This window comes from Mesorhizobium sp. L48C026A00 (assembly GCF_000502375.1).
In the GTDB taxonomy this organism is placed as follows: domain Bacteria; phylum Pseudomonadota; class Alphaproteobacteria; order Rhizobiales; family Rhizobiaceae; genus Mesorhizobium; species Mesorhizobium muleiense.
Window position 1 is genome coordinate 228,022 of record NZ_AYWU01000002.1, and the last position, 25,721, is coordinate 253,742.

Genomic DNA, 25,721 nt, shown 5'->3' on the forward strand with positions numbered 1-25,721 from the left:
CATGGTCTTCACTCAGCGCGGCCGCGCGCGATGTCCGCTGGCTCGTATCGCCGGTCAGCGCGTCGGAACGGGATGCTCGCCGCGATAGTCGTAGAAGCCGCGTCCGGTCTTGCGGCCGAGCCAGCCGGCCTCGACATATTTGACCAGCAGCGGGCAGGGCCGGTATTTCGAGTCCGACAGGCCGTCATGCAGCACCTGCATGATCGACAGGCAGGTGTCGAGGCCGATGAAATCGGCAAGCTGCAGCGGTCCCATCGGATGGTTGGCGCCGAGCCGCATGGCGGTGTCGATCGCGTCGACCGAGCCGACCCCTTCATAGAGCGTGTAGATCGCCTCGTTGATCATCGGCAGCAGGATGCGATTGACGATGAAGGCCGGAAAATCCTCCGAGACGGTGATCGTCTTCTCGAGATGATTCACATAGGCCTTTGCCGCTTCGAAGGTCTGGTCCTCGGTGGCGATGCCGCGCACCAGTTCGACCAGCTTCATCACTGGAACCGGATTCATGAAATGGATGCCGATGAAACGCTCCGGCCTGTCGGTCTGCGCGGCGAGACGCGTGATCGAGATCGATGAGGTGTTCGTCGCCAGGATGGCTTCCGGATTGAGCTGCGGGCAGAGCTGGGCGTAGATCTTGCGCTTGACCGTCTCGTCCTCGGTCGCTGCCTCGATCACCAGATCGGCACCGGCAAGGTCGGCCATGGTCGGTGCTGACGAAATGCGCGCCATCGCCTCGTTGCGCAGCTTTTCCTCGAGCTTGCCGGAGCCGACCTGGCGGGCCATGTTGCCGCTGATCGTGGCGATGCCCTTTTCGATGCGCTCGGGCGAGATGTCGTAAACCAGCACCTTGTAGCCCGCCAGCGCGGACACATGGGCGATGCCGCCGCCCATCTGGCCCGCCCCGATGATGCCGATCGTCTCGATCTTGTTCATTACACCGATCCCGTCAAATGGCCTTTGCGGCCTGCTTTTTGTGCGGTGCAAACTAAAAGGGCGGGGCGACTTCGTCTACCCCGCCCTTCACAATTTAATACGCTTTGGCAGAAGGCGTCAAAGCGCCTTTTGCAGTTCCGGCAGAATGACGAAAAGGTCGCCGACGAGGCCGTAGTCGGCAACCTGGAAGATCGGCGCTTCTTCATCCTTGTTGATGGCGACGATGACCTTCGAATCCTTCATGCCGGCAAGATGCTGGATGGCGCCGGAGATGCCGACGGCGATGTAGAGATCGGGTGCGACCACCTTGCCGGTCTGGCCGACCTGCCAGTCGTTCGGCGCATAGCCGGCATCGACTGCGGCACGAGAGGCGCCGACGGCGGCGCCGAGCTTGTCGGCGATCGGCAGGATGACTTCCTGGAACTTCTCCGAGGAGCCCAGCGCGCGGCCGCCCGAGATGATGATCCTGGCCGAAGTCAGCTCCGGACGGTCGGTCTCGGAAAGTTTGTTCTCGACGAAGCTCGACAGGCCGGGATTGACTGCTGCTTGAACCGTCTCGACCGGGGCTGAACCGCCCTCGGGTGCAGCCTGGAAGGAGGCGGTGCGCACGGTGATCACCTTCTTGGCGTCGCTCGACTGCACCGTCTGGATGGCGTTGCCGGCATAGATCGGCCGCTTGAAGGTGTCGGGCGAGACAATCTCGATGATCTCCGACACCTGCGCGACATCGAGCAGGGCTGCCACGCGCGGCGCGACATTCTTGCCCGAGGAGGTCGCCGGCGCGACGATCGTGTCATAGGCATCGGCCATGCCGATGACGAGCGCCGCCAGCGGTTCGGCGAGACGCTCGGTGAGTTCGTCGGCTTCGGCGAGCAGCACCTTGCTCACGCCCTTGAGCTTGGCGGCGGCGTCCGCTGCCGGCTTGGCGCCGTTGCCGGCGACCAGCACATGCACGTCGGAGCCGATCTGCAGTGCCGCCGAAAGCGCCTTGGCGGTCTGGTCGGAAAGCGTCGCATTGTCGTGTTCGGCAATCAGAAGAATTGTCATCTTTTTTGTCCCTCCCAGCCCTACAGCACGCCGGCTTCGTTCTTGAGCTTGTCTACCAGTTCGGCGACGCTCTTGACCTTGACGCCCGCCTTGCGGCCGCCCGGCTCCTCGGTCTTGATTACCTTCAGCCGCGGCTTGACGTCGGCGCCGTAATCGGCGGGAGATTTCTCGTCGAGCGGCTTCTTCTTGGCCTTCATGATGTTGGGCAGCGAGGCATACCGCGGCTGGTTGAGGCGAAGATCCGCGGTGACAATCGCCGGCATCTTCAGCTCCACCGTCTGCAGGCCGCCATCGACCTCACGCGTCACCTTGGCCTTGTCGCCATCGATAACGACCTTGGAGGCAAAAGTGCCTTGCGCCCAGCCCAGAAGTGCGGCCAGCATCTGGCCGGTCTGGTTCGAATCGTCGTCGATCGCCTGCTTGCCGAGAATGACGAGACCGGGCTTTTCCGCCTCGACCACGCCCTTCAGCACCTTGGCGACACCCAGCGGCTCGGTCTGCTCGTCGGTCTTGACCAGGATGGCGCGGTCGGCGCCCATGGCGAGCGCGGTGCGCAAGGTCTCCTGCGCCTGCTGCGGCCCGATCGAGACAACGATGATCTCCTCCGCCTTGCCGGCCTCCTTCAGCCGGATCGCCTCTTCGACCGCGATCTCGTCGAACGGGTTCATCGCCATCTTGACGTTGGCGAGTTCCACCGCCGAACCGTCAGCCTTCACACGAACCTTCACATTCGCATCCACAACCCGCTTCACGGGCACAAGGATCTTCATTTGCCTGTCACCTCTTTCACGATAGCCACCTCTTTCAAGATAGTCACCTTTTTCAAGATAATCGGCGCGCTATAGCAGCGTGCGCCTCTTCAGAGTTGTCGAAAGCCGACATTCCGGACGGAATTCTGGTCTCCGACCGTCTAAAGCGCGTCGCATTTGGCCGACCTCACGCGACGCGCTTCAGGTTGTGTGTTCCATGCATGCCGTTATCGCAAAACCGCTGCACAGTTTTGCGCGACATGCATTGGTGTGGGAACGCTTCCGTAGTTGCGGCGACCCCGCACGTCAATATCCGGGGCGCGCCCAAATCATCCGCGACGCACTCAAATCGGTTCAGTCCGGACTGGAGGCGCTTGCCCGTCCCCAGCGCGGCGCCGGCTGCGCCGGCAGCGGCTCGCTTGGCGCCGGCTCTGCGGCAACAGGCATTTGGCCGGCGACCACCACTGCCTCTTCGTCCGCACCGGCAAGCAGCGGTACGGCGCGGTTGCGCAAGATGAGCACCAGCACGGCCCCGGCGATGATGCCGCCGACATGGCAGGCCCAGGAAATCTGATCCTCGCCACCGGCGGCGAACATCACGATCTGGAACAGGATCCACAGGATGAGCGGGATGAAGGCCGGGATGCGCAGCGGAATGCGGGCGAAGGCCAGCACCCATACCTTCACCCTGGGATAGAGGATCAGATAGGCAGCGACCACGCCGGCAATGGCGCCTGAGGCGCCGATCAGCGGAACCTGCGAGTCCCACGCGATCAGGCCCTGGAAGAAGGCGCCGGCGATGGCGCACAGCAGGTAGAAGGCGAGAAAGCGGATATGACCGAGCGCGTCCTCGACATTGTCGCCGAACACCCACAGGAACAGCATGTTGCCGCCGAGATGGAAAATATCGGCATGCAGGAAGGAATAGGTGACGTAGCTCAGGCTCTCCGGGATGACCACAAACTGCGGAGCCAGTTCGGCGCTGTCGTGGACCACCGACGGGATGAAGCCGAGCCCCAGCACCGCGGCGTTGGTGAATTGCTCGCCGCCAAGCGCGGTGGCGAAGTAGATGAGCGTGTTGAACGCGATCAGGCCGATCGTGACATATTGCTGCTTGATGTGGCGCAGCCGGTTGGTGTCATAAAGCGGGATGAACATCGGACCCCCTCCCGTCTCGGCAGATTCAGCGGTTCTTGCCGGGAATCCATAGCACGTCGGCGTTTCCATTGTCATTGACCGCGCGTGCGGCGACGAACAGAAAGTCCGATACGCGGTTGATGTATCTTATCGCCTCGCGGTTGAGATGCTCGCCTGGGTTTTGCGCCAAAGCCACCATGATGCGCTCGGCCCGCCGCGCCACCGTGCGGGCAAGGTGAAGGGCCGCCGCCGCCGGGGTGCCGCCGTTGAGCACGAAGGATTTGAGCGGCTGCAAATCCTTGTTGAGCAGGTCGATGTCCTTTTCGACGCGGTCGGTCTGCACAGCGGTGATGCGCAGCGGCTCATAGCCGAGCGGCTTGCCGTCATCCGGCACCGCCAGATCGGCGCCGAGGTCGAAAAGGTCGTTCTGGATGCGGCCGAGCATAGCGTCGATCGCCGGATATGTTGCTGCGGTGTGGATGCGGGCCATGCCGATGCAGGCATTGGCTTCGTCGATCGTGCCATAGGCGTCGATGCGCAGATCGGATTTCAGCCGCCGTTCACCGGTGCCGAGGCCGGTGGTGCCGTCGTCGCCGGTGCGGGTGTAGATCTTGTTGAGCTTGACCACGCTCTGCCTCCCGAAATCGCCACCCTCGTCACTTGCGGGTGAAATACACCGCCAGCATGATCAGCACCAATGCCACGAACTGCAGCAGCACGCGCGTCTGCATCAGCTTGTTGGAGGTCATGCCGGAGCCGCCGCGCATCATATTGATAAGGCCGCGGATCAGCACGATCACCACGGCGACCATGACGAGAACAGCGAGGATGTTGAAGACGGTTGCCATAGTGTGTTTTCCAGTCGATTGCGTTCAGGCGCGTTTGGCAAGCAGGCGGTAGAGCATTGGTGCCGGCAGGATGCGTTTGAGGATAACGCCGATCCTGGCCGGCACCGTTACCACATAATGCGGACGCGGGCGCCGCGACAGAAGCGCATGGCGCAAGGCCGCATGAACCACCTCCGGCCCGGGCTTCAGCCGTGACGTGCTGCCGCCGGCCTGCAGCCGTTGCAGCTGCGCCTCGTAAGCGAGGCGGTGCACGGAATTCTCACGGTCGATATTCCTGAGAAACCACACAAGGCCGTTGCTGGCGATCTTCGATGTCACCGGCCCCGGCTCGATCAGCGAGACATGGATGCCGCTGCCCTTGAGTTCCTGATGCATGCACAGCATCAGCCCTTCGATCGCGTGCTTCGACGCCGAATAGGCGCCGCGAAAGGGCAGCGGCGCCAGGCCGAGGATCGAGGAGCAGTGGACAAGACGGCCATGGCCCTGGCGCCGCATCACCGGCACGACACGGCGGGTGAGGTCATGCCAGCCGAAGACATTCGCCTCGAATTGCTCCCTGAGCGCCGCGACCGGCAGGTCCTCGACGGCGCCGGGCTGGGCGTAGGCGCCGTTGTTGAACAGGGCATCGAGCCGTCCGCCGGTCCGCTCCAGCACCGACGCCACCAGCGTCTCGATGGATCCCGGTTCGCAATAATCCAGATAGAAAGCCTCGATGCCGTCGGCCTCGAGGGCGGCGATGTCCTCCGGCTTGCGTGCCGTCGCGAACACCCGCCAGCCTTCCGCCTTCAGCGCCCGGGTGCAATAGGCGCCTATCCCGGAAGAAGCTCCGGTGACGATGATGGTGCGCAACTCTTCTCCAGGAGGAAGCGTGCTTTGACCTAGGCTTGCCATTTGCCGCAATCCCTTCCCATATTCGCGGCGTCGAGACAATCGAAGGGAACGCGGTTCTTGTTGCGGAAGATCGTAGCCCTCAAGCGCGTGCTCTATGACGCGTTCGGCCATTTCGATGCAGACGATGGCTGGGCAATGGCCAGTCATCTGGCGATCACGGCGCTGATGGCGCTATTCCCTTTTCTGATTTTCGCCACGACGCTGGCCAGCTTCCTCGGCGCACAGGCTTTTGCCGACACCGCCGTGCATATCGTCTTCGACACCTGGCCCGAGCAGATCGCCGAGCCGATCGCGCGCGAGGTGCTCAACGTGCTCACCGTGCAACGCACCGACCTGTTGACCTATGGCGTGCTGCTTGCCGCCTTCTTCGCCTCGAACGGCATCGAGGCGCTGCGCACCTCGCTCAACCGCGCCTACCGCGTTTCCGAAACGCGCGGCATCATATACCGCCGGGTACAGAGCATCGCCTTCGTGCTGATCGCCACGGCAGGTTTTCTGGCGATCAGCGTGCTTCTGGTGTTTGCGCCGTTGCTGGCGCGGCTGGCCGAGGCCAATTTCGAATGGGTAAAACCCTATATGGGAACGATCACGCTGTGGCGTTACATCATCGCCTCGGTCGTCATCGTCGGCGGGCTGTTCGCGGTGCATTACTGGCTGCCTGCCGGCAAGCGCCGCTTCGTCTCGATCATACCGGGCATCATCTTCACGCTGATTGCCTGGCTTATCGGGTCGACCATCTTCGCCGCCTATCTCGACCGTTTCTCGTCCTATGTGACGACCTATGCCGGCCTTGCCTCGATCATGGTCGCGGTCGTCTTCCTCTATATGGTCTCGGCGATCTTCATTCTCGGCGGTGAACTCAATGCCGCGATCAGCCGCTATCTGGAGGCACGCGCGCGCGTTGGCTGATTCTTGTTTTGAGCATGATCTTTTCCGAAACCGGTTCCCACTTTTTGGGGTCATGCTTTGGTCGACTGAGCGGTTGCCAGCCCGACGCCGAGCGTCGCGATCGCCATGCCGACGATCTGGACCAGGTTCAACTGTTCGCCGAACAACAGCCAGGCGATGACCGCGGTGACGGCCGGGACCAGATAGAACAGCGAAGCGACTTTCGACATCTCGCCGTCGCGGATCATTACCATCAACAGGAAGATGGCGCCGATCGACAGCACCAGCACCAGCCATCCCATGGCGAAGATCAACTCGCCATTGACGATGACGGTTCGCGTCTCGAAAGCGAGCGAGGCCAAAGCCATCACCGATGCACCGCCGACATATTGCCAAGTGGTGGCCGCCACGAGATCGCCGCCGGAGGCGAAGCGCTTCTGCCAGATCGTGCCGGCGCTCATGCCAAGCACCGAGACAAGCGAGGCGGCCAGCGTCTCGGCCGTCACGCCGCCGCCGAGCGTTCCGAGCTTCGGCCAAAGCACGATGACCACGCCGGCAAGTCCGACAGTGAGGCCGGCCCAATGGCGCGGCAGGATCGCCTCGCCGAGAAACCGGCCGGCCATCACTGCGGTGATCAGCGGCTGCAGCCCGACGATCAAGGCCGATAACCCGGCCGGCATGCCCCTGTGGATGGCCCAGAACACGCCGCCGAGATAGACGCCATGCATCAGGATGCCGGCGCCGGTCGCGTGAAACGCCTCCTTGCGCGTCGCTCGCCTGGAGCCGAGTGCTGCCATCAAGGCGGCCAACAGCACGGCGGCCAGCACGAAACGAGCGGCCAGGAAGGTGAAAGGCTCGGCCCACGGCATGGCATAACGCGCGCCGATGAAGCCGGTCGCCCACAGGACGACAAAGGAGGCGGGGATGAACCGCTTGATGCTGCGCATTTTTGAAAGGCTGCCGCGTGCTCGGTGAGGGGTTTTGTACGGGACTGCTGTAATGCGGTTCAACCCTGCTAGCAAAACCAAACGGTTGATCCATAGGCTCATCCGAATTGAAGGATGCGCCCTGGATCAGGGAGGATCAAAACATGATCCAGTTCCACTCGGATAAATGCTCATCTGTCGTGATCCTTCGCGCCCCCCTCTGTCCTGCCGGACATCTCCCCCACAAGGGGGGAGATCGGCAGCTTCGCGGACAGCGTCCTTTTTTGCACGGTTGGTGGTTGGCGAAATCAGTGATGAAGTCCGATCTCCCCCCAAGTGGGGGAGATGTCCGGCAGGACAGAGGGGGGCGCGAAGGATCGCTACAGAGCGCTTTTATTTTGAGCCGTTCGCTGCCGGTCGCTGCCCTGTCAAAAACGACCGTGTCTGGGACTAAATCCCAACCAACCGCCGGACGTCTTCCGGTGATGTGCCGGCCTCGCGCAAGGCGGCAAGGCCGGTATCGGCAAAACTCTTCGACAGCTTTCGTCCGTCCGGGCCCAGGACCAGCCGATGGTGGAAGTAGCCTGATTGCGGCAGGCCGAGGAGTTCCTGGAGCAGGCGCTGCACGCCGGTGGCGGAATAGAGGTCCTGGCCGCGCACCACATGGCTGACGCCTTGCAGCGCGTCGTCGACGACGACGGCGAGATGATAGCTTGTCGGGATTTCACGGCGCGCCACGATCACGTCGCCCCAGTCCTGCGGCCGGGCTTCTATCGTGCGTGTCGCGGAAAGGCTTTCATCGGAAAATTCCAGCCATGACAGACCCGTGCCGACGCGCGCCACCGCAGCATCGACGTCGAGCCGCCAGGCGAAGGGCACATTCTCGGCCATCCGTTGCTGGCGTTCCTTCATAGTCAGCGCCTTGTCGACGGCGGGATAGAGCGGCACCCCGTCCGGGTCGCGCGGCCAGTCGCGGCCGCGCCTTTCGCGGTCGGCAATGAAGGCGCGGATTTCGCCACGGCTCATGAAGGCCGGGTAGACGAGTTCCTCGCTGATCAGCCGATCGAGCACCGCCTGATAGTCCGAAAAATGCTCGGACTGGCGGCGCACCGGTTGTTCCCAGCCAAGCCCGAGCCATTCCAGGTCGCGAAAAATACCGGCCTCGAATTCCGGTGTGCAGCGCGTCGTATCGATGTCCTCGATGCGCAGCAACAGCCGCCCGCCGGTTGCGCTGGCCAACTTTTGATTGAGCAGCGCCGAATAGGCATGGCCGAGATGCAGTTCGCCATTCGGGCTCGGCGCGAAACGGAATGTCAGGAGTGTCATCGTTCGGCGGCAATCGGGTTGTGCGGCGCTTTCGCCAGTTGCTACTTTGCGCCTGATTACATCTGCCACTTTGGGCCGGGAACAAGCAGACATGCAACGCATCGCCACGCTCGACGACGTCTCGCAAGGGCTCGACGCACTCTGCCTGCTCGACCCGCGCCTGGAAAAGGTGCGCGGCATGGCCGGCGAGGTGCCGCTTCGGCTGTCTGAGCCGGGGTTCAGAAGCCTTGCCTCGATCATCGTCTCGCAGCAGGTATCCCGCGCCAGCGCCGACGCGATCTTCGGGCGGCTGACAAAACTCGTCGATCCGCTGACGCCGCAAGCCATCCTTGCCGCTGACGAAGCCATCTTTCGCGAAGCCGGACTGTCGCGGCCGAAACAGCGCGGGCTGATCGCCGTCGCCCAGGCGGTGGTCGATGGGCTCGACCTCGATCATCTCTGTTTGCTCGACGCCGCGGAGGCGATCGCGGCGATGACCAAGGTGTCAGGCATCGGTCCGTGGACGGCGGAAGTCTATCTTCTGTTCGCCGCCGGCCACCCCGACGTCTTCCCGGCACGCGACGTTGCCCTGCAGAGCGCGGTCGGCCACGCGCTCGGCATCGACCCGCGCCCGCCCGAGAAAACGCTGATCAAGCTCGCCGAATCATGGAGCCCGTGGCGCGGTGTCGCATCACGGCTTTTTTGGGCGTATTATCGTGAAACCCGGGGCAGGGACGCCGCGCCGCCTGGCTGAATCCGTAAGAAAGCATGAAAATCATGCATTTTTAGCGCTGCGATTGATCGACAAGCCGCTTCACATCCCTGTCATGTCGGGCTTACAGTATCCGCGCCGACAGGCTACAGCGCCGCGCATCCGACTGGATGCGCAAAGGACGCTGTAAGACTTTTTGAATCTGTGCATGATCCTTTCCGAAAATCGATTCGATTTTCGGGGTCATGCACTGGACCAAGGAGGTCAATGACGTGACGGTTGCCGTATCTCCGGATGGGCTTCCAGCACTGGTGCTGAACGCGGATTACCGTCCGCTCAGCTATTACCCCCTGTCGCTCTGGTCGTGGCAGGACGCCATCAAGGCGGTGTTCCTCGAGCGGGTCAACATCGTCGCCGAATACGAGCACGCGGTGTCGTCGCCGACCTTCTCGATGAAGTTGCCGAGCGTCGTCAGCCTGAAAGCTTATGTGAAGCCATCGCGGCATCCGGCCTTCACCCGCTTCAACGTCTTCCTGCGCGACCGTTTCCAGTGTCAGTATTGCGGCACGCCGGAGGATCTGACCTTCGACCATGTCGTTCCCCGCCATCGCGGCGGCGCAACGACGTGGGAGAATGTCGTCGCCGCCTGCTCGCCCTGCAATCTGAGGAAAGGCGGCATGATGCCGGCGCACGCCAAGATGTGGCCGCTGCAGAAACCTTTTCAGCCGACGGTGCATGATCTGCACAACAATGGCCGCCTGTTCCCGCCCAACCATCTGCATGAAAGCTGGATGGATTATCTCTACTGGGATGTCGAACTGGAGCCATAGAGTTCGGCAGAAATCCGCCATGCCGGTCGCCTGACGCAGCTTTCTGCGCTTCCGTTGCTCTGCTCACGTACTGTAAGTACGCTCCGCTCCGGTTCTCGAAACCCACGTCATGCGCTCCGGCCTGACGAATTTCTGGACGAACTCTGCGCTGTGCAGCTCAGCCGCGGGCAAAGGCGCCGCGGAAGGCGATGATTGCCAGGACGAAGCTGGCGATGGCGTTCCAGCCGGCCAGCGACAAGCCAAGGATGCGCACGGCCGCCTTGTCGCAGGAGGGCGGGACGAATCTGTCGAGCGCATCGAGCACGCCCTTGCCGCCGGTGTCGACCGGTCCGGCAGCCGCTCCGCAGTCGGTCGGCCCCGGCCACCACGCCCATTCGACGCCGGAATGATAGACGCCGAGATAGACGCCGTAGACCATCAGCAGGCCGCCGACGGCCAGCAGGCCGCGTGTCAGCCAGGCCGGCCAGCGCAAGGTCGTCGCAAGCGCCGCCAGCAGCATCAGCGGCACGCCGATGTAATAGGGGGTGCGTTGCTCCAGGCAGAGCTTGCAGGGGATGTAGCCGCCGAGATGCTGGAAGGCCAGCGCCGAGCCGACGGTGGCGGCCATGGCGGCGGCGAGGAACAACGCCGTCCGCATGCGCTGGCGTCCAGGGTCGGCATTCACGGTCGCTGTCATCGATCTGCCGTTCGCCTTGTTGTTGAGCATGAACTTTTCCGAAAGCCGGCGCCCACTTTTTGCTACGCTGACCTTCGGTTCGGGATCATGCTCTAAAACGCGTATTTGACGACGATATAGAGCGAAATCAGGGCAGCGGCGCCGGCGCCGGCGATCATGCCGAGGCGCTTTTCGATGAACTCGCGGATCGGCTCGCCATAGCGGCGCAGCAGCCAGGCGAGGAACAGGAAACGGGCGCCGCGCGCCACGATCGCCAGCACGATGAACAGCAGCAAAGGCGTGCCGATGACGCCGGACAGGATCGTCACCACCTTGATCGGCGGCAGATGGGCGAGGCCGGAGGTGATCAGCATCAGCACGATGAATCCGGTGCCCGCCGAGACGCGCAGTGTCTCGAAGTCGTCATACTTGCCGTAGAATACAAGGATCGGCCGCGCCACCGTGTCATAGGCGTAGTTGCCGATGTACCAGCCGGCTATGCCACCCAGAACGGAGGCCAGCGTGGCGACCAGCGCGTAGCGATAGGCGCGATCCGGCCGCGACAGCGCCATCGGCAGATAGAGCACGTCGGCCGGCACGAGAAATACCGAGCTTTCGACGAAAGCGATGAAGGCCAGCCACCATTCGGCGGATTTCTTCGCCGCCAGCGACAAGGTCCAGTCGTAAAGTCCGCGAAGCATCGGCACTCCTGATGCACGTCGCCCAAAAAAGCGCAGCGCCTTTGGGACAACAATGCATAAAAACCAAGACCAAAAGCACGCCAGATGAATCTCTCCAGACGCGGCGCGCTTCAATGCGCTGCCTGTCTAGAAAGATTTTTCGCGCCGCACAATGGCCGTAGCTTCACGAAATCGAAAGGCCGCGGCCGAGCGAAAGCCGAATGCCCGGAATTGGCCACCCCGAATTGGCCAGTTGACGAACAGGCCTCCAACCGTATAGTCCGCGCCCATCCAGGCCGCCCGGCCTGAGCCCCTATGGCGGAATTGGTAGACGCGCTCGACTCAAAATCGAGTTCCGCAAGGAGTGCTGGTTCGATCCCGGCTAGGGGCACCACCACCTTTATACCGGTGTTGATTTGCCGGACCTTTTTCTGATTTTTGTCCCACTCTTTGTCATCGACTTTTTCGGTGGGACAATTTCGTCCAGATTTTGTTCCGGAATAACCAAGAGATGGGCGGCCTGTCCAGCCATCCGGCGGCGTTGCGCCTTCCTCGTGTAGTGCGTCGTTTGCTGCTTGGTGGTCCAACCGAAGATCGCCATGAGCTGCTCGTCAGTAGCACCGTTCTCGGCTGCTATAGTGGCTCCTGCTTTTCGAAGGCCGTGAAGGGTGCAGTGGGGCAACTCCGCTTGATCGCACCAGTCCCGCATTTTGTTACCAAGTGAATTAACGGTGAATGGTTTTCCCCATTCCGACGTCAAGAAGGTCAGGTCACCGCAGGCACTGGCGTCGATTGTCGCCCTCAACTGAGGAAGAATGGGAAGCTCCACCTCGACACCCGACGATTTGCTGGTCTTCTGGGGACGGATGTGTAGCCATCCATTCCTGACGTGCTGGCGCCCAAGGATGGCAAGATCCTGGCGACGCAGTCCCGTAAACAGTCCCAGATGCAGTGCCAGACGTGCCTTGCTGCCAGGTGGATGGCGTGCCTCGAACTGACGCACCTCTGCGACGGACCATGTGTGAAATCCATCGCCAGATTTCAGGCGCTTGATCCCGAGAGCTGGATTGCTCCGGACGATCTCGTTCTCAATCGCCCAACCGTACATGGCCGAGATGACCTTCACGACCTCATTCTGAGCACCTGGCGTCGAACGGAGATCATCTCGAATTTCGAGGACGTGCTTCCGCTCCAGGAGGTCGAAGGGGAGTGTCCCCCGCTTGCTGCCGCTTTTGTGCTCGCTGTTGCAGATTTCATCGAGAACCGATGACCGTCGAGCAAGGATTTTGGGTGAGAGCCTTACACGTCGCTTGTACTCCTGGCATAGCCAGCGAAAGTCCCTCTGGGACACCGGTTCATTTCGGTCCGCGGTGCCGCTGAGTTTCAGAGGCGCGTAGGGAACGTTTAGCCAGCACAAGCCACCTCGGCCTCAAACTCCTTTGTCCCCGGCTTCTCCCGTAGTCGGACTTTGGACCGGCCGAGGGCGCGAAAGTACAGGCGCACGTTTCCGTGTCGGTCACGATCAGGGGAAACGCCCTTTGGTAGCTTTCTGGGCGACGTGGTGATCGATGGCGACGACATCCACGGAGACGGTGTCAACGTCGCGGCCCGTTTGGAGGGATTGGCGGAACCGGGCGGTGTTTGCGTATCGGCGGCAGTCTATGACCAGGTGCGCGATCGCATTGAGTTGCCGTTCGAGGATCTGGGGGAACAGCGGGTCAAGAATATCGACCGGCCGGTCCGCATCTGGCGCTGGGTTCGTGACACCGTGGCGTCGTCGCCCGGTGTTGATCAGATGCCGCTCCCGGAACGACCATCGATCGTGGTCCTTCCCTTCAACAACATGAGCCGCGATCCGGAGCAAGAATACTTCAGTGACGGCATCACTGAGGATATCATCACCGATCTCAGCAAGGCATCCGGCCTGTTCGTCATCGCGCGCAACTCGGCTTTCGTCTACAAAGAAAAGACATTCAGTGTCCCTCACGTATGCCGCGAACTCGGCGTCAAGTTCGCTGTCGAAGGCAGCATTCGAAAGGCCGGCGACCGGGTTCGCGTCACCGCCCAGCTGATCGATGGCACACGTGGCGGACATCTCTGGGCCGAGCGCTACGACCGTGACCTCACTGACATTTTCGAGGTCCAGGACGACATCACGCAACAAATCGTTGCTGCGCTGAAGGTCAGGCTCAGCGAGGCGGAGAAATCCTTGATTGTCGATGGCGGCACGAAAGACGTGAACGCCCACGATCTCTTTTTGAGGGGTCGCGAGTTGATCCTTGGGCTCAAGAGAGATCGTGAGATGTTCGATCAATCGACCACCTATTTCCGTCGGGCGATCGAGATCGATCCGTCCTACGCCGCCGCTTATGCGGGTCTGGGCATGGCCTATATCCTAGATTATCAGAACCATTGGACCGACGCGCCCGAGAAGTCACTTGATCAAGCCGATCGCTTCACAGCCCAAGCGATCGCCAGGGACGACCAGGACCCTTTCGCCCATTATGTCGCCGCAATGGTGGCCATGTTCATGAGGGACTATGAGCGATGGGCCCATGAGGCCGACCGGGCGTTGTTGCTAAATCCCAACTACGCTCCCGCGCTCAACATGCGGGGTACCGTTCACATTTATACGGGAGAGCCGGCGAAAGCCATTCCCATGATTGAACGGGCGATACGCCTCGATCCGATTTCACGACAGCAGCACGTACACTTCCTGGGCACCGCTTATTTCGTAGCCGGCGATTACGAGACTGCGGCGGCTCTGTTCAGGGATCGTATCGCGCTCAATCCCACCACGGACTTGTCGCGCGCGTTCCTCGCCTCAGCATTGGGCCACCTTGGCAAATTGGACGAGGCCGGCGAAGTTTGGCGCGAACTCAAGGAAATCAATCCGAGGTACTCCCCCGTCGAGCATATCGGCCGTTTGCCGTTCAGGGATCCCTCGGATGCCGAGAAGTTTACCGTTGGCCTGCGCCAAGCGGGGCTAGTGCAGTAATGACGCCACAAAGCCCGGCCGCGTTGCGATAATGAAAGGGAGGAAACGATGCTTCGGACACCAGTTCGCCTCGCGTTCTTGACCGCGTTGTTAGCTGCGCTTTCTTTGGTCACAGCCATTGCCGACGACGCGCAGATTAAGCGCGGCGAATACCTCGTCACGATCGGCGGATGCAACGACTGCCACGCCGGGTTACTTCTTCGGAAGGCCCGACATGTCGCGCTTTCTTGGCGGCTCGGACGTAGGCTTCGAGATTCCTGGTCAGGGTGTTTTTGTCGGCCGCAACATCACGCCGGACAAGGAGACCGGGATTGGCAGTTGGACCCCCGAGCAGATCGTTGCCGCGATTCAGACGGGCGAACGGCCGGACGGCCGCATCCTTGCGCCGATTATGCCTTGGCACGCTTTTGCGCATCTGACGGCCGATGACGCAACGGCGATCGCAGCATTCCTTCAAAGCGTGAAGCCGGTGGGCAACCAGGTCCCGGGCCCGTTCAAACCGGGGGAAAAGGTGTCGAGCTTCATGTTCCGGATCATGCCGCCGGGCGAAACCGTAGCCGCGGCGCCGAAATAGGCCGGGTGTCAATCGGCATGGGGGTCTCCGCGCCGATCGGCACGATAAGCCGTTGAATCTTAGTCGGGTCGGGCGTGTTAGGGCTGGCGAAGACCTTGCCGGGCGGGCCGATCTCGTCGATGCGGCCTTCATGAATTAAAACGGCGCTGCTAGCGAAACGCATTGCATTGGATGACCATCAAGAGCGTGATGCCGTCGGCGGCAAGTTCCCTGGACGCCGAGCATCTCGGCAACCAATTCGGGGTCAAGTGCGGAGGTGATCTGGTCGATGGCGCCACGTGGGCGCGAAGAGCTTCACGACTGGAAAGGAATCATGGTTCGGATCGTGAGCCGATTTGCCAGCAAGGCTGGGGCGACAAGATAAAGGACCACGGCGATCATCACGACGCCAGAGAACCCGACATGCATTGCAAGCAGCGTGGCGAGAATCGCGCTCAGCACGGACGCACAGCCGTTGATTCCCCACGCCCAGGGAATGAATGTCTCCGAACGCGCGCCGACATGCCCGAGGCCGAGGGGAAACGGCATGCCCATAAAAAGAGCGAGCGGCGCTATGAGAAGGAGCGCGATCGCGATCTTAGCGGCGTCCGGGAACGCCAGCAGCCTTTCGAATACTGAGGGCAGCGCGAGAAGGTAGGTGGCAGCCAGGATCGCGATAACCCCGACAGCGAGGGCGATGCCGCGCACCGCCGACCCGCGCCCAACCGTCGCGGCCCAGCGTGCGGCAACGGCGCTACCGAGACCGGCGAATGCGAGGAAGCCCGCAAGCACGACAGCGACAGCGTAGAACGGATGACCGAGCAACAGCACAAAGCGCTGGATGAAGGCGATTTCGATGAAGAGGAAGGCTAGCCCCAAGGCAAGGAAGTAGAGCCCGAAGCGCAGCCGGTGCAAAGCTTTTCCGAGCGCGTCTCTGCGAATCCATAGCGGCAGGAGGATCAGGATGGCGCTGAGGATGGCAGCCTGGACCAGAGTCGTCACGAGGATCAGGTAGCTCCAGTCGAGCATCGCTGCCCCGCCCTGGGTGCGCAGGGCTAGGAGTTCGGGCAGGGCGCGCCAGCGGAAGAAGTCGAAGAAATAGGGCCGATTGTCGGTGGCCGGTGCGATGGCGAACTTGTAGCGCTCGATGAAGTCGGCGCGCTCAGGGCCGAGGAGCGCGAGGGCTCCCTCGTAGAGATATTCCTGATCGAGCTGGTTGAAGTGGTTCACGTCGCTCGCGGAGATGCCCGGCACCCAAGAGATGTCGAAGAAGTTCTCGGCCGCGAAGCTGCGAATGACCGCAATGTCTTCGCCTTTGAACGGCGACTTGGCGACGAGCAAAGTTGCGGTATTCCAGCTCCGGATCAGCGCCAGGTGCCGATCCGGCTCGGCCACGCCTTCCGCCTCGAGCGCTGCTATGGCGGTGGCGAACAGCTTAAGGCTATCACGCGGCGGCACTCGCAGCCATCGCGTGATAGCGACGACACCCTCTGGTCCGAGAATCGCGAGGTAATCCCGCATTGCCTCCACGGTATAGGTGTAATTTTCATGCAAGCTCTGCACGCCGGCTGCGGCCGCGCTGAAGGAATCGAGGAGCGGCATCTGGATCAGGTCGTAGCGCTCGCCGGCAGTCGCAGCGAAGGCGCGCGCCTCGGCCAAATGCAAGCGCAGGTTCGGTCGGCTGAAGATACCGCCAGCGAAGTCGGCGAAGCGATTCCGAGCCAAGTCGATCATTTGCGGGTTGACTTCTACCGCATCCACCGTATCGGCCCCGGCGCGCAGCGCCAGCAGCACCTGCTCGCCGCCCCCGGCGCCGAGGATTAGTACCCGCGGCCGCTCGAGGATGCGGTACGGCAGCGCCGCCGTTGTCCGGTCGAGATAGGCGACCTTCGCCGGATCGCCTCCATAGGCGGTGATCGCCGCAATACTGTCGCCATCGGTGAAGACGGCGAGTTGCGCAGGCGGCTCTTGGGTATTGGCAAGGCTGAGGCCAGGCGCGTAACGGAAGGGGATGGTCGGACTCTCGACAACCGTCAGCAACCCGAGCGGGCTCGACCGCTCCTCGATCACCCGCGCGTTAGGAACCTCCAGGGCCATGCGGAGGCCCTTATATTGCGACATATGCGGCTCGGGGGCCACCCAGGACGGCGGTAGCGATACTGCAACGAACGCCGCTGCTAACCCAAGGCCGCCCGCTGCGAGCCACCGATGGCGGACCATGCCGAACGCGGCAAAGGCAGCCGCCGCGAATGCCAGGGCTGCAACGAAACGCAGCGCCGTAGATGGAAAGACCAGGAACAGGAGCCCGACGACACCCAGCGCACCGATCCCTGCGCCGGCCAAGTCGAAGGCGTAGACGCGTCCGATCTGTCCGGGATGGCGGCAGAAAGCAAGGCCGACGGAGGTCGCGCCAAAGAAGAACGGCAGGATCAGAAGCGCATAGCTGGCCGCGAGCCAACCGAGCTGTCGCGGATCCCAGATGATCTCGAGCGCGTTGAACGGCAGACGTTCGGCGATGGCGAAGCTGGCGACCGCGGTCATGCCGAACAGCGCTGCCGACGCCGCGAAAGCAGCCGGGTACCGCTCCACTAGCCAGCGCTGTGCGAGCGCAATGAACGTACCGCTCGCGCCGAAGCCCAAGAGCGCGATGCTGATGATCATGTAGGCAAAATGGTGCCATTGAACGATCGAAAACAATCGCATCAGCAGCAGTTCGTAACCGAGAACCGCTGCCGAAATGAGACCGACTGGCAGCATGCGGCCCGCTCTCACCGGGAGGGACCTCCCCGCAGCGGAACGAAGCTCACCGGCAGCAGCTGCCGGGTCGTGACGCCTCCGTCTCGTCGCTTCTCGACGAGCATGAGAAACTGGGTTGCAAAGGGTCCTCCCACAGGGATGACCATTCGGCCTCCTTCAGCGAGCTGCTCGACAAGCGGCGGCGGGATATGGCTGGCCGCCGCAGTCACCACGATGCCGTCGAAGGGTGCGCGCTCAGGCCAGCCGTAGTAGCCGTCGTACACCTTCACCTCGACGTTGTCGAAGCGAAGCTCCGCAAGTCGTGCCGCTGCCCTGTTGCCCAATTCCGGGATAATTTCGATGGAGTAAACCTTGTCGGCGAGCGGCGACAGGACGGCTGCCTGATAGCCCGAGCCGGTGCCGATCTCGAGAACGGTGTCGCCTGGCCGGATATTGATCAGGTCGGTCATAAGCGCGACGATAAAGGGCTGCGAGATCGTCTGACCGTGCCCGATCGGCAGGGGCCGGTCATCATAGGCCGCGCCGCGCTGCGCCTCGGATACGAAACGGTGGCGCGGCACCGTGCCCATCGTCCTGAGCACCGCCGGATCGATACTCTGTGCCCCGGAGCGGGCGTGCCCCTTTATCGTCTCGATCATGGCCGCACGCTCCGCTGCGCGGTCCTGGGCGGGCGCCGACGTCGAAACGAAGACGGCGGCAACGGCGACAAACGCGGCCAGCAACGCTCGGCACAGGGCTAGAGCACTCATGAATCTCTCCTGGCCCACGACGCGAGAACAAAGGCGGCGGCCATTTTAAGCGAACGCCGGTCCGATCTCACACCAAACATGTCGCGGCACCAGGCCCGGATCAACCCCGTTGGAGGTTAAGGTGCGTCAGAAGGCGCCTTCCGCCTCGGGTTAAGGCGGCGACCGCAAATGGGACGGCAAGCAGCCCGACCACAGTACGCACCCTTTCACGGGTACCAAGGAATCCGCGGTTACCTGCCTGCAAGTCCGCTATCCACTTTATTGCAGCCCCTCCGACGAATCGACACGAAGGTCCGGAGAGGGTCAGACCGCGCCAGCGGGCCTCGCAAGTTAAACGTCCGCTAACGCTCTCCCTGCGCCGCAAGCGGACTTACCGCTTTCGGCCCAGATGCGGCGGGATTGCGGGCACACAGGCACATCACGTTGTTGATCAGCATAACCCAAGCCATCGCATCCTTGTGCGTGTTCACAATGCTTCCTCCATCTCCAGAGCCAACCCGAATTGCCGCGCCTGATCCTTGGCGGCTTGGGCGAAACGGCCCTTGTCGTCACGCGGCTGCGCGGGCCGATGCACAAGATGCGCGGCGGAGGTCTGCGCGGGATGGGCGGGGTGCTCCCTTTTCAGGCGAATCAAGTCACTGAAACCCACGATTTACCTCCGTAGCGGCGGTTTTCATAAGCTACCTGCCGTTCGCGTTCCGCCAGCTCGGTCTCGTTTTCCGGGACGCTGAAGCCGGGTAGAACCAGTCGGTGCCATGGCCGTGTCGCTGCCCATAGCCGCGGTCTTCCAGTTTTTGCGTAAACGCCTTTTCGAGCCGAGGTTTCGTTGTTGCGCTCGCCCAGCTTTTCCACGGTGCGTAGGCGCATTTGGTCGGCACTTCGCCGCCTTTGCGCGCAGCATTCGGCCAGCCATTGGCCGATGGCGTCTTCGGCCTTGAGATAGGCGGTGGTGGCGTCGCGCACGCATTGCGGCGGCATAGGGCCGTGCTGGTGCCAGGCGCGGCAGCCGGTATCCACGCCAGGATTTGCGGCCATTCGGCTTTCAGCTCTCAATTCGCGAGGCCCGGAACAACGGGCAGGCCCGGGTGTAACCGGGCGAAGCCTCCTTCGAAAATGAAGCTCACCTCGTTGCAGAGGGCCTAATATGGAGATCCATTTCAATCATACGATTCTGCCGGCTCGCGACAGCAAGGCCTCGGCAGATTTCCTGGCCGACATGCTGGGGCTGCCGGCGCCGCGGCGCTGGGGGCCGTTCCAATGGTCACGACCGACAACGACGCCAATCTCGACTATATGGATACCGAGGAGAAGGTCGTGCGCCAGCATTACGCCTTTCTGGTCGACGACGCCGAATTCGAACAGATATTCAACCGCATCCGCGAACGGAACTTGCCTTACTGGGCTGACCCCGGCCAACGAAAGCCGGGGGGAGACCAACGACCACGACGGTGGGCGCGGTCTCTACTTTGAAGACCCGAACGGGCATCTGCTCGAAATCATCACGCGTCCGTACGGCAGCGGCGGCTGGAATCCGTGAGCGTCGCGCCAAGGGAGCCGGCCCGATGGCAATCACCGCCGTCGAACCCTCCCAATCTAAGGAATCGGTGTGTCACTCCTGGCGCGACTGAGCCGTTGGCGAACCGGGCAATAGACCCGTTCCGGCCGTTCAGAGCCGAGCGCCCTTTACAAACCGGCTAGCTGATTGATCTTCGCTGCCATGATGAAATCGTTCTCGTGCAGGCCCCTGATCTTATGGGTCTGCAGCGAGATTTCCGCGTAGCCCCAGCCGAAGCAGATGTCCGGATGGTGCCCCTCCTCTTCCGCCAACCGGCCGACCTCGTCGATGAAGGTGAGTGCTTCCCGGAAGTCCGCGAACTTAAATTTGCGGCGTATCAGGTGTCCCGCCTCCAGAAGATCCCAGCCGGGCGTCTGGGAAAGATATCCGCCGGCTTCCTTCTCGGTCAGCGGCGGTATGCCGCCACGGCAGGGCGTACAGGTTTTCTGGGCAATGCTCTCTGCCATGACGATCTCCCTTATTGCACATCGGGGTTCCTGGTGCAGCGACCACTGTTTACCGCACCCGATATTTGCTCGCATAGTGCTTGCGGAGAAACTTGCGAATCTGCTCGGCAAAGCGCTTGTTGTCGGTCTCCCTCGGCCGATCGCTGTGCTTTTGTGGACTCAGTCGATCGGTGCCCCGGCTCTGTTTCGGGTGATTGTGCATCTCAAATCACCTGCGGCAACGGGGCCGCCTTCCGTTCAAGAGACGATCTCGACCGGGGGCCGCCGATCGTGAGCCTGAACCGAGGACGCTCTCTGGCCACCAGCGCCGGCGACTTGTCTGTATCGCCCGGTCACTCCAGCCAGCGGATCTTGATACCCATCGGTCGCTTCATCGACGGCGTTGCGAAAATCCATTCCCACATGACCATTATGGCGCAGGTATTGTGAACGGCAAGCTCAAACCCGAACAGAACCGGTTTGCGCCGCCGATTCTAGCCGCCGGATTGGGTCAGTAAACGGCGAACTCGCGCCAGGAGCGGTCTTTCATGGTCCAGCCAATGAGTGTCCGCATCACCCTTGCAGGTGGCGCGGCGGCTTGCCGGTCCAGCGGCACACCGCGCGGTAAATCACTGGAAATCGAAGGGACGCTTTGCGTTTCGCCGCCTATACGGCCTGATCGCGAAATTGGCATAGCTGGAGCAAGCTTTTACGTGTAGAATTTCTAGGGCGTTGAGGGGACTAGACGCTGCAATCTTCCCCAGCGCCTCTCGCGCGCTGCCTGGCAAAGGGAGGAAGTCGCAATGAGATCAATCGCCAAGGAGTTTTTGCTTGCAGCGGCGGTAGTGATTGGTGTCACGCTCGCGGCGGGCGCGCAGCAGAAGAGCCTTTATGAGCGCCTAGGCGGACAGCCGGCGATTACCGCAGTCGTGGACAGGTTCGTCGCTAATCTCGCCGCTGACAAGCGCATCAACACCTTTTTCGCCAACTCCGATATTCCGGCCTTCAAGAGCAATCTGGTCGATCAAGTCTGTCAGGCCTCGGGCGGACCCTGCACTTACACCGGCAAGGACATGAAAGCCGCTCACCAAGGCTTGGGGATTACGGAGGCGGACTTTAACGCCCTGGTTGAAGACCTCACCGCGGCGCTCGATCACTTCAAGGTGCCAAAGCAGGAAAAAGACGAGTTGCTCGGTCTTTTGGCTCCGATGAAAAGCGACATTGTCGAGGGGTAGGACTTATCTGCTACACGCTGCCGGATGGGTCAGGTCTTCCCGTACGACGCCTTCGATGGAAGGGTCCGCAAGGGGTCGACTCCGGTGGTTACGCGAAAGTCTGCTTTGGCAGCGCATCGCGAACGTCGGGAAACTGGTGTGCTCGCGTCATACATTTTTCTGCTGGCAATGCTCCACCAATCACGACGTTCCGAGACGAGGGCTTGAAGAGCAGCAGAGGGTCAGGTCACGACAATACTGACACCGGACTGAATGTCCGCTCTTGAAGATCGGCAGCTGGAAGCTGCCAGTCCGCTGTCGGCCCTAATGCGGCACATTTGGTTCTCGGCTCGGAAGGGTCGCTCTTGGCACAACTGAGCCCATGACGAACAGCGGATCCCAGCATGTGAGCGAAGTCGTTCTGACGTTGTTGGACGTTTGTTCGCCCAAAGTCGCATAAAAGTGCAGTCTGGAACTGGCCTCTCGCGAGGGCCGACCGATCGCATCAGGTCGTATCTAAGGCCATAAGAAAAACCGGCAGTTTGCCCAATCCTTGCTGCGACTGCGCTGAGTCAAGCTCTGATCGGGCGCGTTGCCCGACCGTTGTGCGGGAGGGACTCTATGGCCCAGCAGGAGCAGGTGCAGTTGGAGGGCAGCGCCGCGGACTTAACGAGCGCTACTGTTATGACAGCAGGAACGAAGAAGCAGTCCTCATGGGCCGATGCATGCTATGCACGCCCAGCATGGTGCGGACATAGGCGAACTCCGGCGAAGAGTTTGACAGCGGAGATCAGCGCAAGATGTCCGACAGGCTCTCGGGCTTCTTCTCGCCAAGCGACAGATCAAGGCCCGACAGAAGGTCGATGAGATGACTTCGCATCAGGTCGGACGCGTTTTTTGCGTCGTGCTTTTCGATTGCATCGACGAGGGCGCGATGGGCGTGGCTTTCGCAGGTGGTGTCGCGGCGGTGCCAGTAGAGCGCGATGATCAGCGACGACCGCGACAACAGGTCTTTGACGAAGCCGGTCAGGATCGAATGGCCGGCGATTTCGGCGATGCCGACATGGAATTTTGCCGACAGCATTATGGCGTCGCTGTCGCGGCCGGCATGCAGGGCCTCGTGCTCTTTTTCGAGATGAAGCCGCAGTTGCGCGATCTCGGCCGGCTTTGCCACGTCGGCGGCAAGCGCCGCTACCTTGGGCTCGATCAGCGCCCGCGCTTCGAACACCTCGCGCGCTTCCTGCTTGGTCGGCTGGGCGACGAACGCGCCGCGGTTCGGCTCGAGCCGGGCCAAGCGGTCATGCGACAGCGCCTGCAGCGCCGCGCGTATCACCGCGCGGCTCACCGAATAGATCGAGGCGAGTTCGTCCTCGGGTAGTTTTGTGCCCGGTGCGAGGCGGTGGCTGACGATGGCATCGCGCAGGCCGGCATAGACCGGAAACCAGCGCATCGCCGGCTTGTCGTCCCGTGTCTTTGGTCGAAGCAGGTCCATCGTCTCATTGTCCCGGCGGCCGGATCGCATAGCGGCGCGAACACCGCGTTTCAGGCCGGACATCGAACATCCTGTGCGGGAATGTCAACAAATTTGCACGCATCAGGGTGCACGGCCGGAGGGCGAGAAGGGCGCAAAGATTCCGGCGAAGGATTTTTCGAGTGGAAGCTGGTAGCCGCCGCGCTTCGAGGTCGACAGGCCAAGGCCGACGAGGCTCTCGCAGAGTTTTACCGCGCAGGCGACGCCGTCGAGCACGGGAAGGCCATGTTCGCGGCTGAGCGCGGCGGCGAGGTCGGCCATGCCGGCGCATCCCAGCACAATCGCTTCGGCCCGGTCGTCGCGGATGGCGCGCTCGATCTCCTCCGAAATTCGATGGCGGGCGTTGGAGCCGGGCGCTTCGAGCTCCAGAACGGGAACGTCGCTTGCCCGCACCCTGGCGCAGCGGCTGGCGAGGCCGTAGCGCACCAGATTGTGCTCAATCGCCGGCACCGAACGCGACAGCGTCGTCACCACGCTGAACTTGCCGGCAATCAGGCTCGCCATGTGAAACGCCGCTTCGCCGATGCCGACCACCGGCATCTCGCCAACGCAGCGTACTGCGTCGAGGCCGGTGTCGTCGAAGCAGGCGATGACGCAGGCGCTCGCCGCCGGATGTCTCTGGATCTCGCCGATCATTCCCGGGATGGCGAAGACCTCGTCGAAATAGCCTTCGACGCTCGGCGGCCCGTCCTTCGGATTGACGGCGATGATCTTGGTGCCGGCCGAAGCCGCGCCGCGCGCCGCCTCGCCGATCTTTTCGGTCATGGACGCGGTGGTGTTGGGATTGACGACGAGTATGTCCATTTGCGCTTTCATATTTCGCCGCCGAGATAGAGTTTCTTGACCCGGTCGTCGCCAAGCAGCTCAGCCGAATGTCCGGCCAGCGCGATCTTTCCGGTCGTCAGCGCGTAGGCGCGCTGCGAGATGCGCAGCGCCATGCGCGAATTCTGCTCGACCAAGAGAACGCTGACCTTTTCGTCGCGATTGATCGCCACGATGGAGCGGGCGATGTCCTGGACGAGCTTCGGCGCGACGCCGAGCGAGGGTTCATCGAGCAGCAGAAGCTTCGGTTTGGCCATCAGCGCCCGCCCGATCACCAGCATCTGCTGTTCGCCGCCGCTCATCGTGCCCGCCGTCTGGGAATAGCGTTCCTTCAGGCGCGGAAAGCGCCCGAGCACCATGTCCAGCGTCCTGGCGATTTCGGCCTTGTCGGTGCGGGTGAAGGCACCCATCATCAGATTGTCGCGCACCGTCATGTAGGAAAAGACGCGCCGACCCTCCGGCACCATGGCGATGCCCATCCTGACCAGCTCGTCCGGGCGCGTTCCGTCGATGCGGTGGCCCCGGAAATGAATCTCGCCGCTGCGGACTTTCTTCAGGCCGGTGATGGCGCGCAGGATCGAGGATTTGCCCGCGCCGTTCGCGCCGATCAGCGCGACGGTCTCGCCCTCGTTGACGTTGAGCGACACGCCCTTCAATGCATAGACATGGTCGTAGTAGAGTTCGACGTCGGAGACTTTCAGCAGTTCGCTCATGGCTAAAATCCGATCGTCTCATCTTCGGCGCCGAGATAGGCCTCGATGACCTTTTCGTTCTCCTGGATTTCCTTCGGCGTTCCCTCGGCGATTTTCACACCGAAGTTCAGGACGACGATGCGGTCGGAAATGTTCATGACGGCGGGCATATCGTGCTCGACCAGCAGGACAGTCACGCCGCGCTTCCGCACGCCGCGCACCATCTCCACCGCGCGCACGGTTTCGTCATGGTTCATGCCGGCGAAGGGCTCGTCGAGCAGAACAACGGTCGGGTTGGTGGCGAGCCCGATGGCAATCCCGAGCGCGCGCAGATGGCCGTGCGGCAGCGTGCTGGCGATCTCATGCCGTTGCGCGCCGAGATCGAGGAAGTCGATGATCTCGTCGGCCGAGCGGCCGAATTCATCCTCGTCGCGCCGTGCGGTATTCGTGCCGAGATAGAAGCCGGCAAGGCTGGCATTGGAACGCAGGTGATGCGCGATGATGACATTGTCGCGCACCGTCATGCCCTTGAAGATCGTCGTCTCCTGGAACGTGCGCACCACGCCCTTCCGGGCGACGATATGCGGCGCCAGGCCTGAAATCCGCTCTCCCCGGAACAGCACTTCGCCCGAGGTCGGATTGAGGAAAGAGGAAATCAGCTTGAACAGCGTCGACTTGCCGGCGCCGTTGGGGCCGATGACGGAGAGGATTTCGCGTTCGCGGACCGCGAAGGAAACATTGTTGACCGCGACCAGCCCGCCGAAGCGTTTGGTCACGGCCTTGATCTGGAGAAGCTCAGTCAT

28 protein-coding genes, 1 tRNA gene and 2 pseudogenes are annotated in these 25,721 nt (G+C 62.1%); 9 read left to right on the forward strand and 22 right to left on the reverse strand.

The window, feature by feature from the left end:
• Window positions 1-54: 54 nt before the first annotated feature.
• The 7 genes from X738_RS48205 to X738_RS48235 form a co-directional block, all read right to left on the reverse strand.
• Window positions 55-933, reverse strand: coding sequence for a 3-hydroxybutyryl-CoA dehydrogenase (locus X738_RS48205; protein WP_023797239.1), 879 nt, complete (start codon window positions 931-933; stop codon window positions 55-57).
• 117 nt (window positions 934-1,050) lie between these two features.
• Entirely contained in the window at window positions 1,051-1,980 is a 930-nt protein-coding gene (locus X738_RS48210; RefSeq protein ID WP_023797240.1) for an electron transfer flavoprotein subunit alpha/FixB family protein, read from the reverse strand.
• A 20-nt stretch (window positions 1,981-2,000) separates the two neighbouring features.
• Window positions 2,001-2,750, reverse strand: a complete 750-nt coding sequence (locus tag X738_RS48215; protein WP_023797241.1) for an electron transfer flavoprotein subunit beta/FixA family protein — start codon at window positions 2,748-2,750, stop codon at window positions 2,001-2,003.
• Window positions 2,751-3,083: 333 nt separating this feature from the next.
• Window positions 3,084-3,887 carry a rhomboid family intramembrane serine protease gene (locus X738_RS48220; RefSeq protein WP_023797242.1) on the reverse strand — a complete coding sequence of 268 codons (804 nt, stop codon included), beginning with the start codon at window positions 3,885-3,887 and terminating at the stop codon, window positions 3,084-3,086.
• A gap of 25 nt (window positions 3,888-3,912) precedes the next feature.
• Window positions 3,913-4,494: a cob(I)yrinic acid a,c-diamide adenosyltransferase gene (locus X738_RS48225; protein ID WP_023797243.1), complete on the reverse strand. Its 582-nt coding sequence runs from the start codon at window positions 4,492-4,494 to the stop codon at window positions 3,913-3,915.
• A gap of 28 nt (window positions 4,495-4,522) precedes the next feature.
• Window positions 4,523-4,714 (reverse strand): twin transmembrane helix small protein, encoded by a 192-nt coding sequence (locus X738_RS48230; RefSeq protein ID WP_023797244.1) that lies wholly within the window; start codon window positions 4,712-4,714, stop codon window positions 4,523-4,525.
• Window positions 4,715-4,738: 24 nt separating this feature from the next.
• Window positions 4,739-5,605: an SDR family oxidoreductase gene (locus X738_RS48235; protein WP_084833607.1), complete on the reverse strand. Its 867-nt coding sequence runs from the start codon at window positions 5,603-5,605 to the stop codon at window positions 4,739-4,741.
• A 57-nt stretch (window positions 5,606-5,662) separates the two neighbouring features.
• On the opposite strand from X738_RS48235, the gene X738_RS48240 reads away from it, so the two are divergent.
• Window positions 5,663-6,514: a YihY/virulence factor BrkB family protein gene (locus X738_RS48240; protein ID WP_031254136.1), complete on the forward strand. Its 852-nt coding sequence runs from the start codon at window positions 5,663-5,665 to the stop codon at window positions 6,512-6,514.
• A 50-nt stretch (window positions 6,515-6,564) separates the two neighbouring features.
• On the opposite strand, the gene X738_RS48245 is transcribed toward X738_RS48240, so the two are convergent.
• Together X738_RS48245 and gluQRS are read right to left on the reverse strand one after the other, a co-directional pair.
• Window positions 6,565-7,440: a DMT family transporter gene (locus X738_RS48245; RefSeq protein WP_023797247.1), complete on the reverse strand. Its 876-nt coding sequence runs from the start codon at window positions 7,438-7,440 to the stop codon at window positions 6,565-6,567.
• A 429-nt stretch (window positions 7,441-7,869) separates the two neighbouring features.
• Window positions 7,870-8,745: a tRNA glutamyl-Q(34) synthetase GluQRS gene (gene gluQRS / locus X738_RS48250; protein ID WP_023797248.1), complete on the reverse strand. Its 876-nt coding sequence runs from the start codon at window positions 8,743-8,745 to the stop codon at window positions 7,870-7,872.
• 91 nt (window positions 8,746-8,836) lie between these two features.
• On the opposite strand from gluQRS, the gene X738_RS48255 reads away from it, so the two are divergent.
• Window positions 8,837-9,478 (forward strand): DNA-3-methyladenine glycosylase family protein, encoded by a 642-nt coding sequence (locus tag X738_RS48255; RefSeq protein WP_023797249.1) that lies wholly within the window; start codon window positions 8,837-8,839, stop codon window positions 9,476-9,478.
• A 230-nt stretch (window positions 9,479-9,708) separates the two neighbouring features.
• Entirely contained in the window at window positions 9,709-10,266 is a 558-nt protein-coding gene (locus X738_RS48260; protein WP_023797250.1) for an HNH endonuclease, read from the forward strand.
• 157 nt (window positions 10,267-10,423) lie between these two features.
• On the opposite strand, the gene X738_RS48265 is transcribed toward X738_RS48260, so the two are convergent.
• A complete protein-coding gene (locus X738_RS48265; protein ID WP_023797251.1) occupies window positions 10,424-10,942 on the reverse strand; it encodes a disulfide bond formation protein B in 519 nt (172 codons plus the stop codon).
• 92 nt (window positions 10,943-11,034) lie between these two features.
• A complete protein-coding gene (locus X738_RS48270; RefSeq protein WP_023797252.1) occupies window positions 11,035-11,622 on the reverse strand; it encodes a YqaA family protein in 588 nt (195 codons plus the stop codon).
• Between the two features lie 288 nt (window positions 11,623-11,910).
• Here X738_RS48270 and X738_RS48275 point away from each other — a divergent pair.
• Window positions 11,911-11,995: transfer RNA gene (locus X738_RS48275), tRNA-Leu, on the forward strand.
• Between the two features lie 6 nt (window positions 11,996-12,001).
• On the opposite strand, the gene X738_RS0140495 is transcribed toward X738_RS48275, so the two are convergent.
• Entirely contained in the window at window positions 12,002-12,727 is a 726-nt protein-coding gene (locus X738_RS0140495; RefSeq protein ID WP_245277582.1) for a tyrosine-type recombinase/integrase, read from the reverse strand.
• Window positions 12,728-13,162: 435 nt separating this feature from the next.
• Here X738_RS0140495 and X738_RS48280 point away from each other — a divergent pair, with 435 nt between their 5' ends.
• Window positions 13,163-14,599, forward strand: coding sequence for an adenylate/guanylate cyclase domain-containing protein (locus X738_RS48280; protein WP_245277583.1), 1,437 nt, complete (start codon window positions 13,163-13,165; stop codon window positions 14,597-14,599).
• Window positions 14,600-14,647: 48 nt separating this feature from the next.
• Window positions 14,648-15,173, forward strand: a pseudogene (locus X738_RS48285) (cytochrome c).
• Between the two features lie 67 nt (window positions 15,174-15,240).
• Here X738_RS48285 and X738_RS86765 read toward each other — a convergent pair.
• A pseudogene (locus X738_RS86765) lies at window positions 15,241-15,440 on the reverse strand (amino acid ABC transporter ATP-binding protein); the annotation flags it as partial.
• A 27-nt stretch (window positions 15,441-15,467) separates the two neighbouring features.
• On the reverse strand, window positions 15,468-17,249 hold the full coding sequence (locus X738_RS48290) for an SAM-dependent methyltransferase (RefSeq protein WP_245277584.1): 1,782 nt from the start codon (window positions 17,247-17,249) through the stop codon (window positions 15,468-15,470).
• Between the two features lie 111 nt (window positions 17,250-17,360).
• Here X738_RS48290 and X738_RS86770 point away from each other — a divergent pair, with 111 nt between their 5' ends.
• On the forward strand, window positions 17,361-17,744 hold the full coding sequence (locus X738_RS86770; protein ID WP_245277585.1) for a hypothetical protein: 384 nt from the start codon (window positions 17,361-17,363) through the stop codon (window positions 17,742-17,744).
• Between the two features lie 176 nt (window positions 17,745-17,920).
• Here X738_RS86770 and X738_RS48295 read toward each other — a convergent pair whose 3' ends face one another.
• The 3 genes from X738_RS48295 to X738_RS48300 all read right to left on the reverse strand — a co-directional run bounded on the left by X738_RS48295 (window position 17,921) and on the right by X738_RS48300 (window position 19,693).
• Window positions 17,921-18,658 carry a protein-L-isoaspartate(D-aspartate) O-methyltransferase gene (locus X738_RS48295; RefSeq protein WP_023797256.1) on the reverse strand — a complete coding sequence of 246 codons (738 nt, stop codon included), beginning with the start codon at window positions 18,656-18,658 and terminating at the stop codon, window positions 17,921-17,923.
• A gap of 466 nt (window positions 18,659-19,124) precedes the next feature.
• Window positions 19,125-19,307 (reverse strand): hypothetical protein, encoded by a 183-nt coding sequence (locus X738_RS84520; protein ID WP_156942545.1) that lies wholly within the window; start codon window positions 19,305-19,307, stop codon window positions 19,125-19,127.
• Window positions 19,289-19,693 carry a hypothetical protein gene (locus X738_RS48300; RefSeq protein WP_023797258.1) on the reverse strand — a complete coding sequence of 135 codons (405 nt, stop codon included), beginning with the start codon at window positions 19,691-19,693 and terminating at the stop codon, window positions 19,289-19,291. The genes X738_RS84520 and X738_RS48300 overlap by 19 nt, the downstream gene beginning before the upstream one ends.
• 181 nt (window positions 19,694-19,874) lie before the next feature.
• On the opposite strand from X738_RS48300, the gene X738_RS86775 reads away from it, so the two are divergent.
• Complete coding sequence (locus X738_RS86775; protein ID WP_373420391.1) at window positions 19,875-20,195, forward strand: VOC family protein; 321 nt, start codon at window positions 19,875-19,877, stop codon at window positions 20,193-20,195.
• 146 nt (window positions 20,196-20,341) lie between these two features.
• On the opposite strand, the gene X738_RS48305 is transcribed toward X738_RS86775, so the two are convergent.
• Window positions 20,342-20,680 (reverse strand): 4a-hydroxytetrahydrobiopterin dehydratase, encoded by a 339-nt coding sequence (locus tag X738_RS48305; protein WP_023797260.1) that lies wholly within the window; start codon window positions 20,678-20,680, stop codon window positions 20,342-20,344.
• 782 nt (window positions 20,681-21,462) lie between these two features.
• On the opposite strand from X738_RS48305, the gene X738_RS48310 reads away from it, so the two are divergent.
• The gene (locus X738_RS48310; RefSeq protein ID WP_023797262.1) at window positions 21,463-21,894 is read left to right on the forward strand and encodes a group I truncated hemoglobin; all 432 of its coding nucleotides are present in this window, start codon (window positions 21,463-21,465) and stop codon (window positions 21,892-21,894) included.
• A 769-nt stretch (window positions 21,895-22,663) separates the two neighbouring features.
• On the opposite strand, the gene X738_RS48315 is transcribed toward X738_RS48310, so the two are convergent.
• The 4 genes from X738_RS48315 to X738_RS48330 form a co-directional block, all read right to left on the reverse strand.
• The gene (locus X738_RS48315) at window positions 22,664-23,365 is read right to left on the reverse strand and encodes a GntR family transcriptional regulator (protein ID WP_031254144.1); all 702 of its coding nucleotides are present in this window, start codon (window positions 23,363-23,365) and stop codon (window positions 22,664-22,666) included.
• Window positions 23,366-23,467: 102 nt separating this feature from the next.
• Window positions 23,468-24,208, reverse strand: coding sequence for an aspartate/glutamate racemase family protein (locus tag X738_RS48320; protein WP_023797264.1), 741 nt, complete (start codon window positions 24,206-24,208; stop codon window positions 23,468-23,470).
• 8 nt (window positions 24,209-24,216) lie between these two features.
• Window positions 24,217-24,939 carry an ABC transporter ATP-binding protein gene (locus tag X738_RS48325; RefSeq protein ID WP_023797265.1) on the reverse strand — a complete coding sequence of 241 codons (723 nt, stop codon included), beginning with the start codon at window positions 24,937-24,939 and terminating at the stop codon, window positions 24,217-24,219.
• Between the two features lie 2 nt (window positions 24,940-24,941).
• Complete coding sequence (locus X738_RS48330; protein WP_023797266.1) at window positions 24,942-25,721, reverse strand: ABC transporter ATP-binding protein; 780 nt, start codon at window positions 25,719-25,721, stop codon at window positions 24,942-24,944.

What these genes read in the sequence shown, in the direction of transcription:
- X738_RS48205 (WP_023797239.1), bottom strand. Translation starts at nt 933, where the DNA reads ATGAACAAGATCGAGACGATCGGCATCATCGGGGCGGGCCAGATGGGC.
- gluQRS (WP_023797248.1), bottom strand. Translation starts at nt 8,745, where the DNA reads ATGACACTCCTGACATTCCGTTTCGCGCCGAGCCCGAATGGCGAACTG.
- X738_RS86775 (WP_373420391.1), top strand. Translation starts at nt 19,875, where the DNA reads ATGCTGGGGCTGCCGGCGCCGCGGCGCTGGGGGCCGTTCCAATGGTCA.
- X738_RS48290 (WP_245277584.1), bottom strand. Translation starts at nt 17,249, where the DNA reads ATGGCCCTGGAGGTTCCTAACGCGCGGGTGATCGAGGAGCGGTCGAGC.
- X738_RS48215 (WP_023797241.1), bottom strand. Translation starts at nt 2,750, where the DNA reads ATGAAGATCCTTGTGCCCGTGAAGCGGGTTGTGGATGCGAATGTGAAG.
- X738_RS48245 (WP_023797247.1), bottom strand. Translation starts at nt 7,440, where the DNA reads ATGCGCAGCATCAAGCGGTTCATCCCCGCCTCCTTTGTCGTCCTGTGG.
- X738_RS48310 (WP_023797262.1), top strand. Translation starts at nt 21,463, where the DNA reads ATGAGATCAATCGCCAAGGAGTTTTTGCTTGCAGCGGCGGTAGTGATT.
- X738_RS48210 (WP_023797240.1), bottom strand. Translation starts at nt 1,980, where the DNA reads ATGACAATTCTTCTGATTGCCGAACACGACAATGCGACGCTTTCCGAC.
- X738_RS48230 (WP_023797244.1), bottom strand. Translation starts at nt 4,714, where the DNA reads ATGGCAACCGTCTTCAACATCCTCGCTGTTCTCGTCATGGTCGCCGTG.
- X738_RS48220 (WP_023797242.1), bottom strand. Translation starts at nt 3,887, where the DNA reads ATGTTCATCCCGCTTTATGACACCAACCGGCTGCGCCACATCAAGCAG.
- X738_RS48295 (WP_023797256.1), bottom strand. Translation starts at nt 18,658, where the DNA reads ATGAGTGCTCTAGCCCTGTGCCGAGCGTTGCTGGCCGCGTTTGTCGCC.
- X738_RS48265 (WP_023797251.1), bottom strand. Translation starts at nt 10,942, where the DNA reads ATGACAGCGACCGTGAATGCCGACCCTGGACGCCAGCGCATGCGGACG.
- X738_RS48315 (WP_031254144.1), bottom strand. Translation starts at nt 23,365, where the DNA reads ATGGACCTGCTTCGACCAAAGACACGGGACGACAAGCCGGCGATGCGC.
- X738_RS86770 (WP_245277585.1), top strand. Translation starts at nt 17,361, where the DNA reads ATGGCGGACCATGCCGAACGCGGCAAAGGCAGCCGCCGCGAATGCCAG.
- X738_RS48300 (WP_023797258.1), bottom strand. Translation starts at nt 19,693, where the DNA reads ATGGCCGCAAATCCTGGCGTGGATACCGGCTGCCGCGCCTGGCACCAG.
- X738_RS48235 (WP_084833607.1), bottom strand. Translation starts at nt 5,605, where the DNA reads ATGGCAAGCCTAGGTCAAAGCACGCTTCCTCCTGGAGAAGAGTTGCGC.
- X738_RS48325 (WP_023797265.1), bottom strand. Translation starts at nt 24,939, where the DNA reads ATGAGCGAACTGCTGAAAGTCTCCGACGTCGAACTCTACTACGACCAT.
- X738_RS48320 (WP_023797264.1), bottom strand. Translation starts at nt 24,208, where the DNA reads ATGGACATACTCGTCGTCAATCCCAACACCACCGCGTCCATGACCGAA.
- X738_RS48305 (WP_023797260.1), bottom strand. Translation starts at nt 20,680, where the DNA reads ATGGCAGAGAGCATTGCCCAGAAAACCTGTACGCCCTGCCGTGGCGGC.
- X738_RS48255 (WP_023797249.1), top strand. Translation starts at nt 8,837, where the DNA reads ATGCAACGCATCGCCACGCTCGACGACGTCTCGCAAGGGCTCGACGCA.
- X738_RS48330 (WP_023797266.1), bottom strand. Translation starts at nt 25,721, where the DNA reads ATGACTGAGCTTCTCCAGATCAAGGCCGTGACCAAACGCTTCGGCGGG.
- X738_RS48270 (WP_023797252.1), bottom strand. Translation starts at nt 11,622, where the DNA reads ATGCTTCGCGGACTTTACGACTGGACCTTGTCGCTGGCGGCGAAGAAA.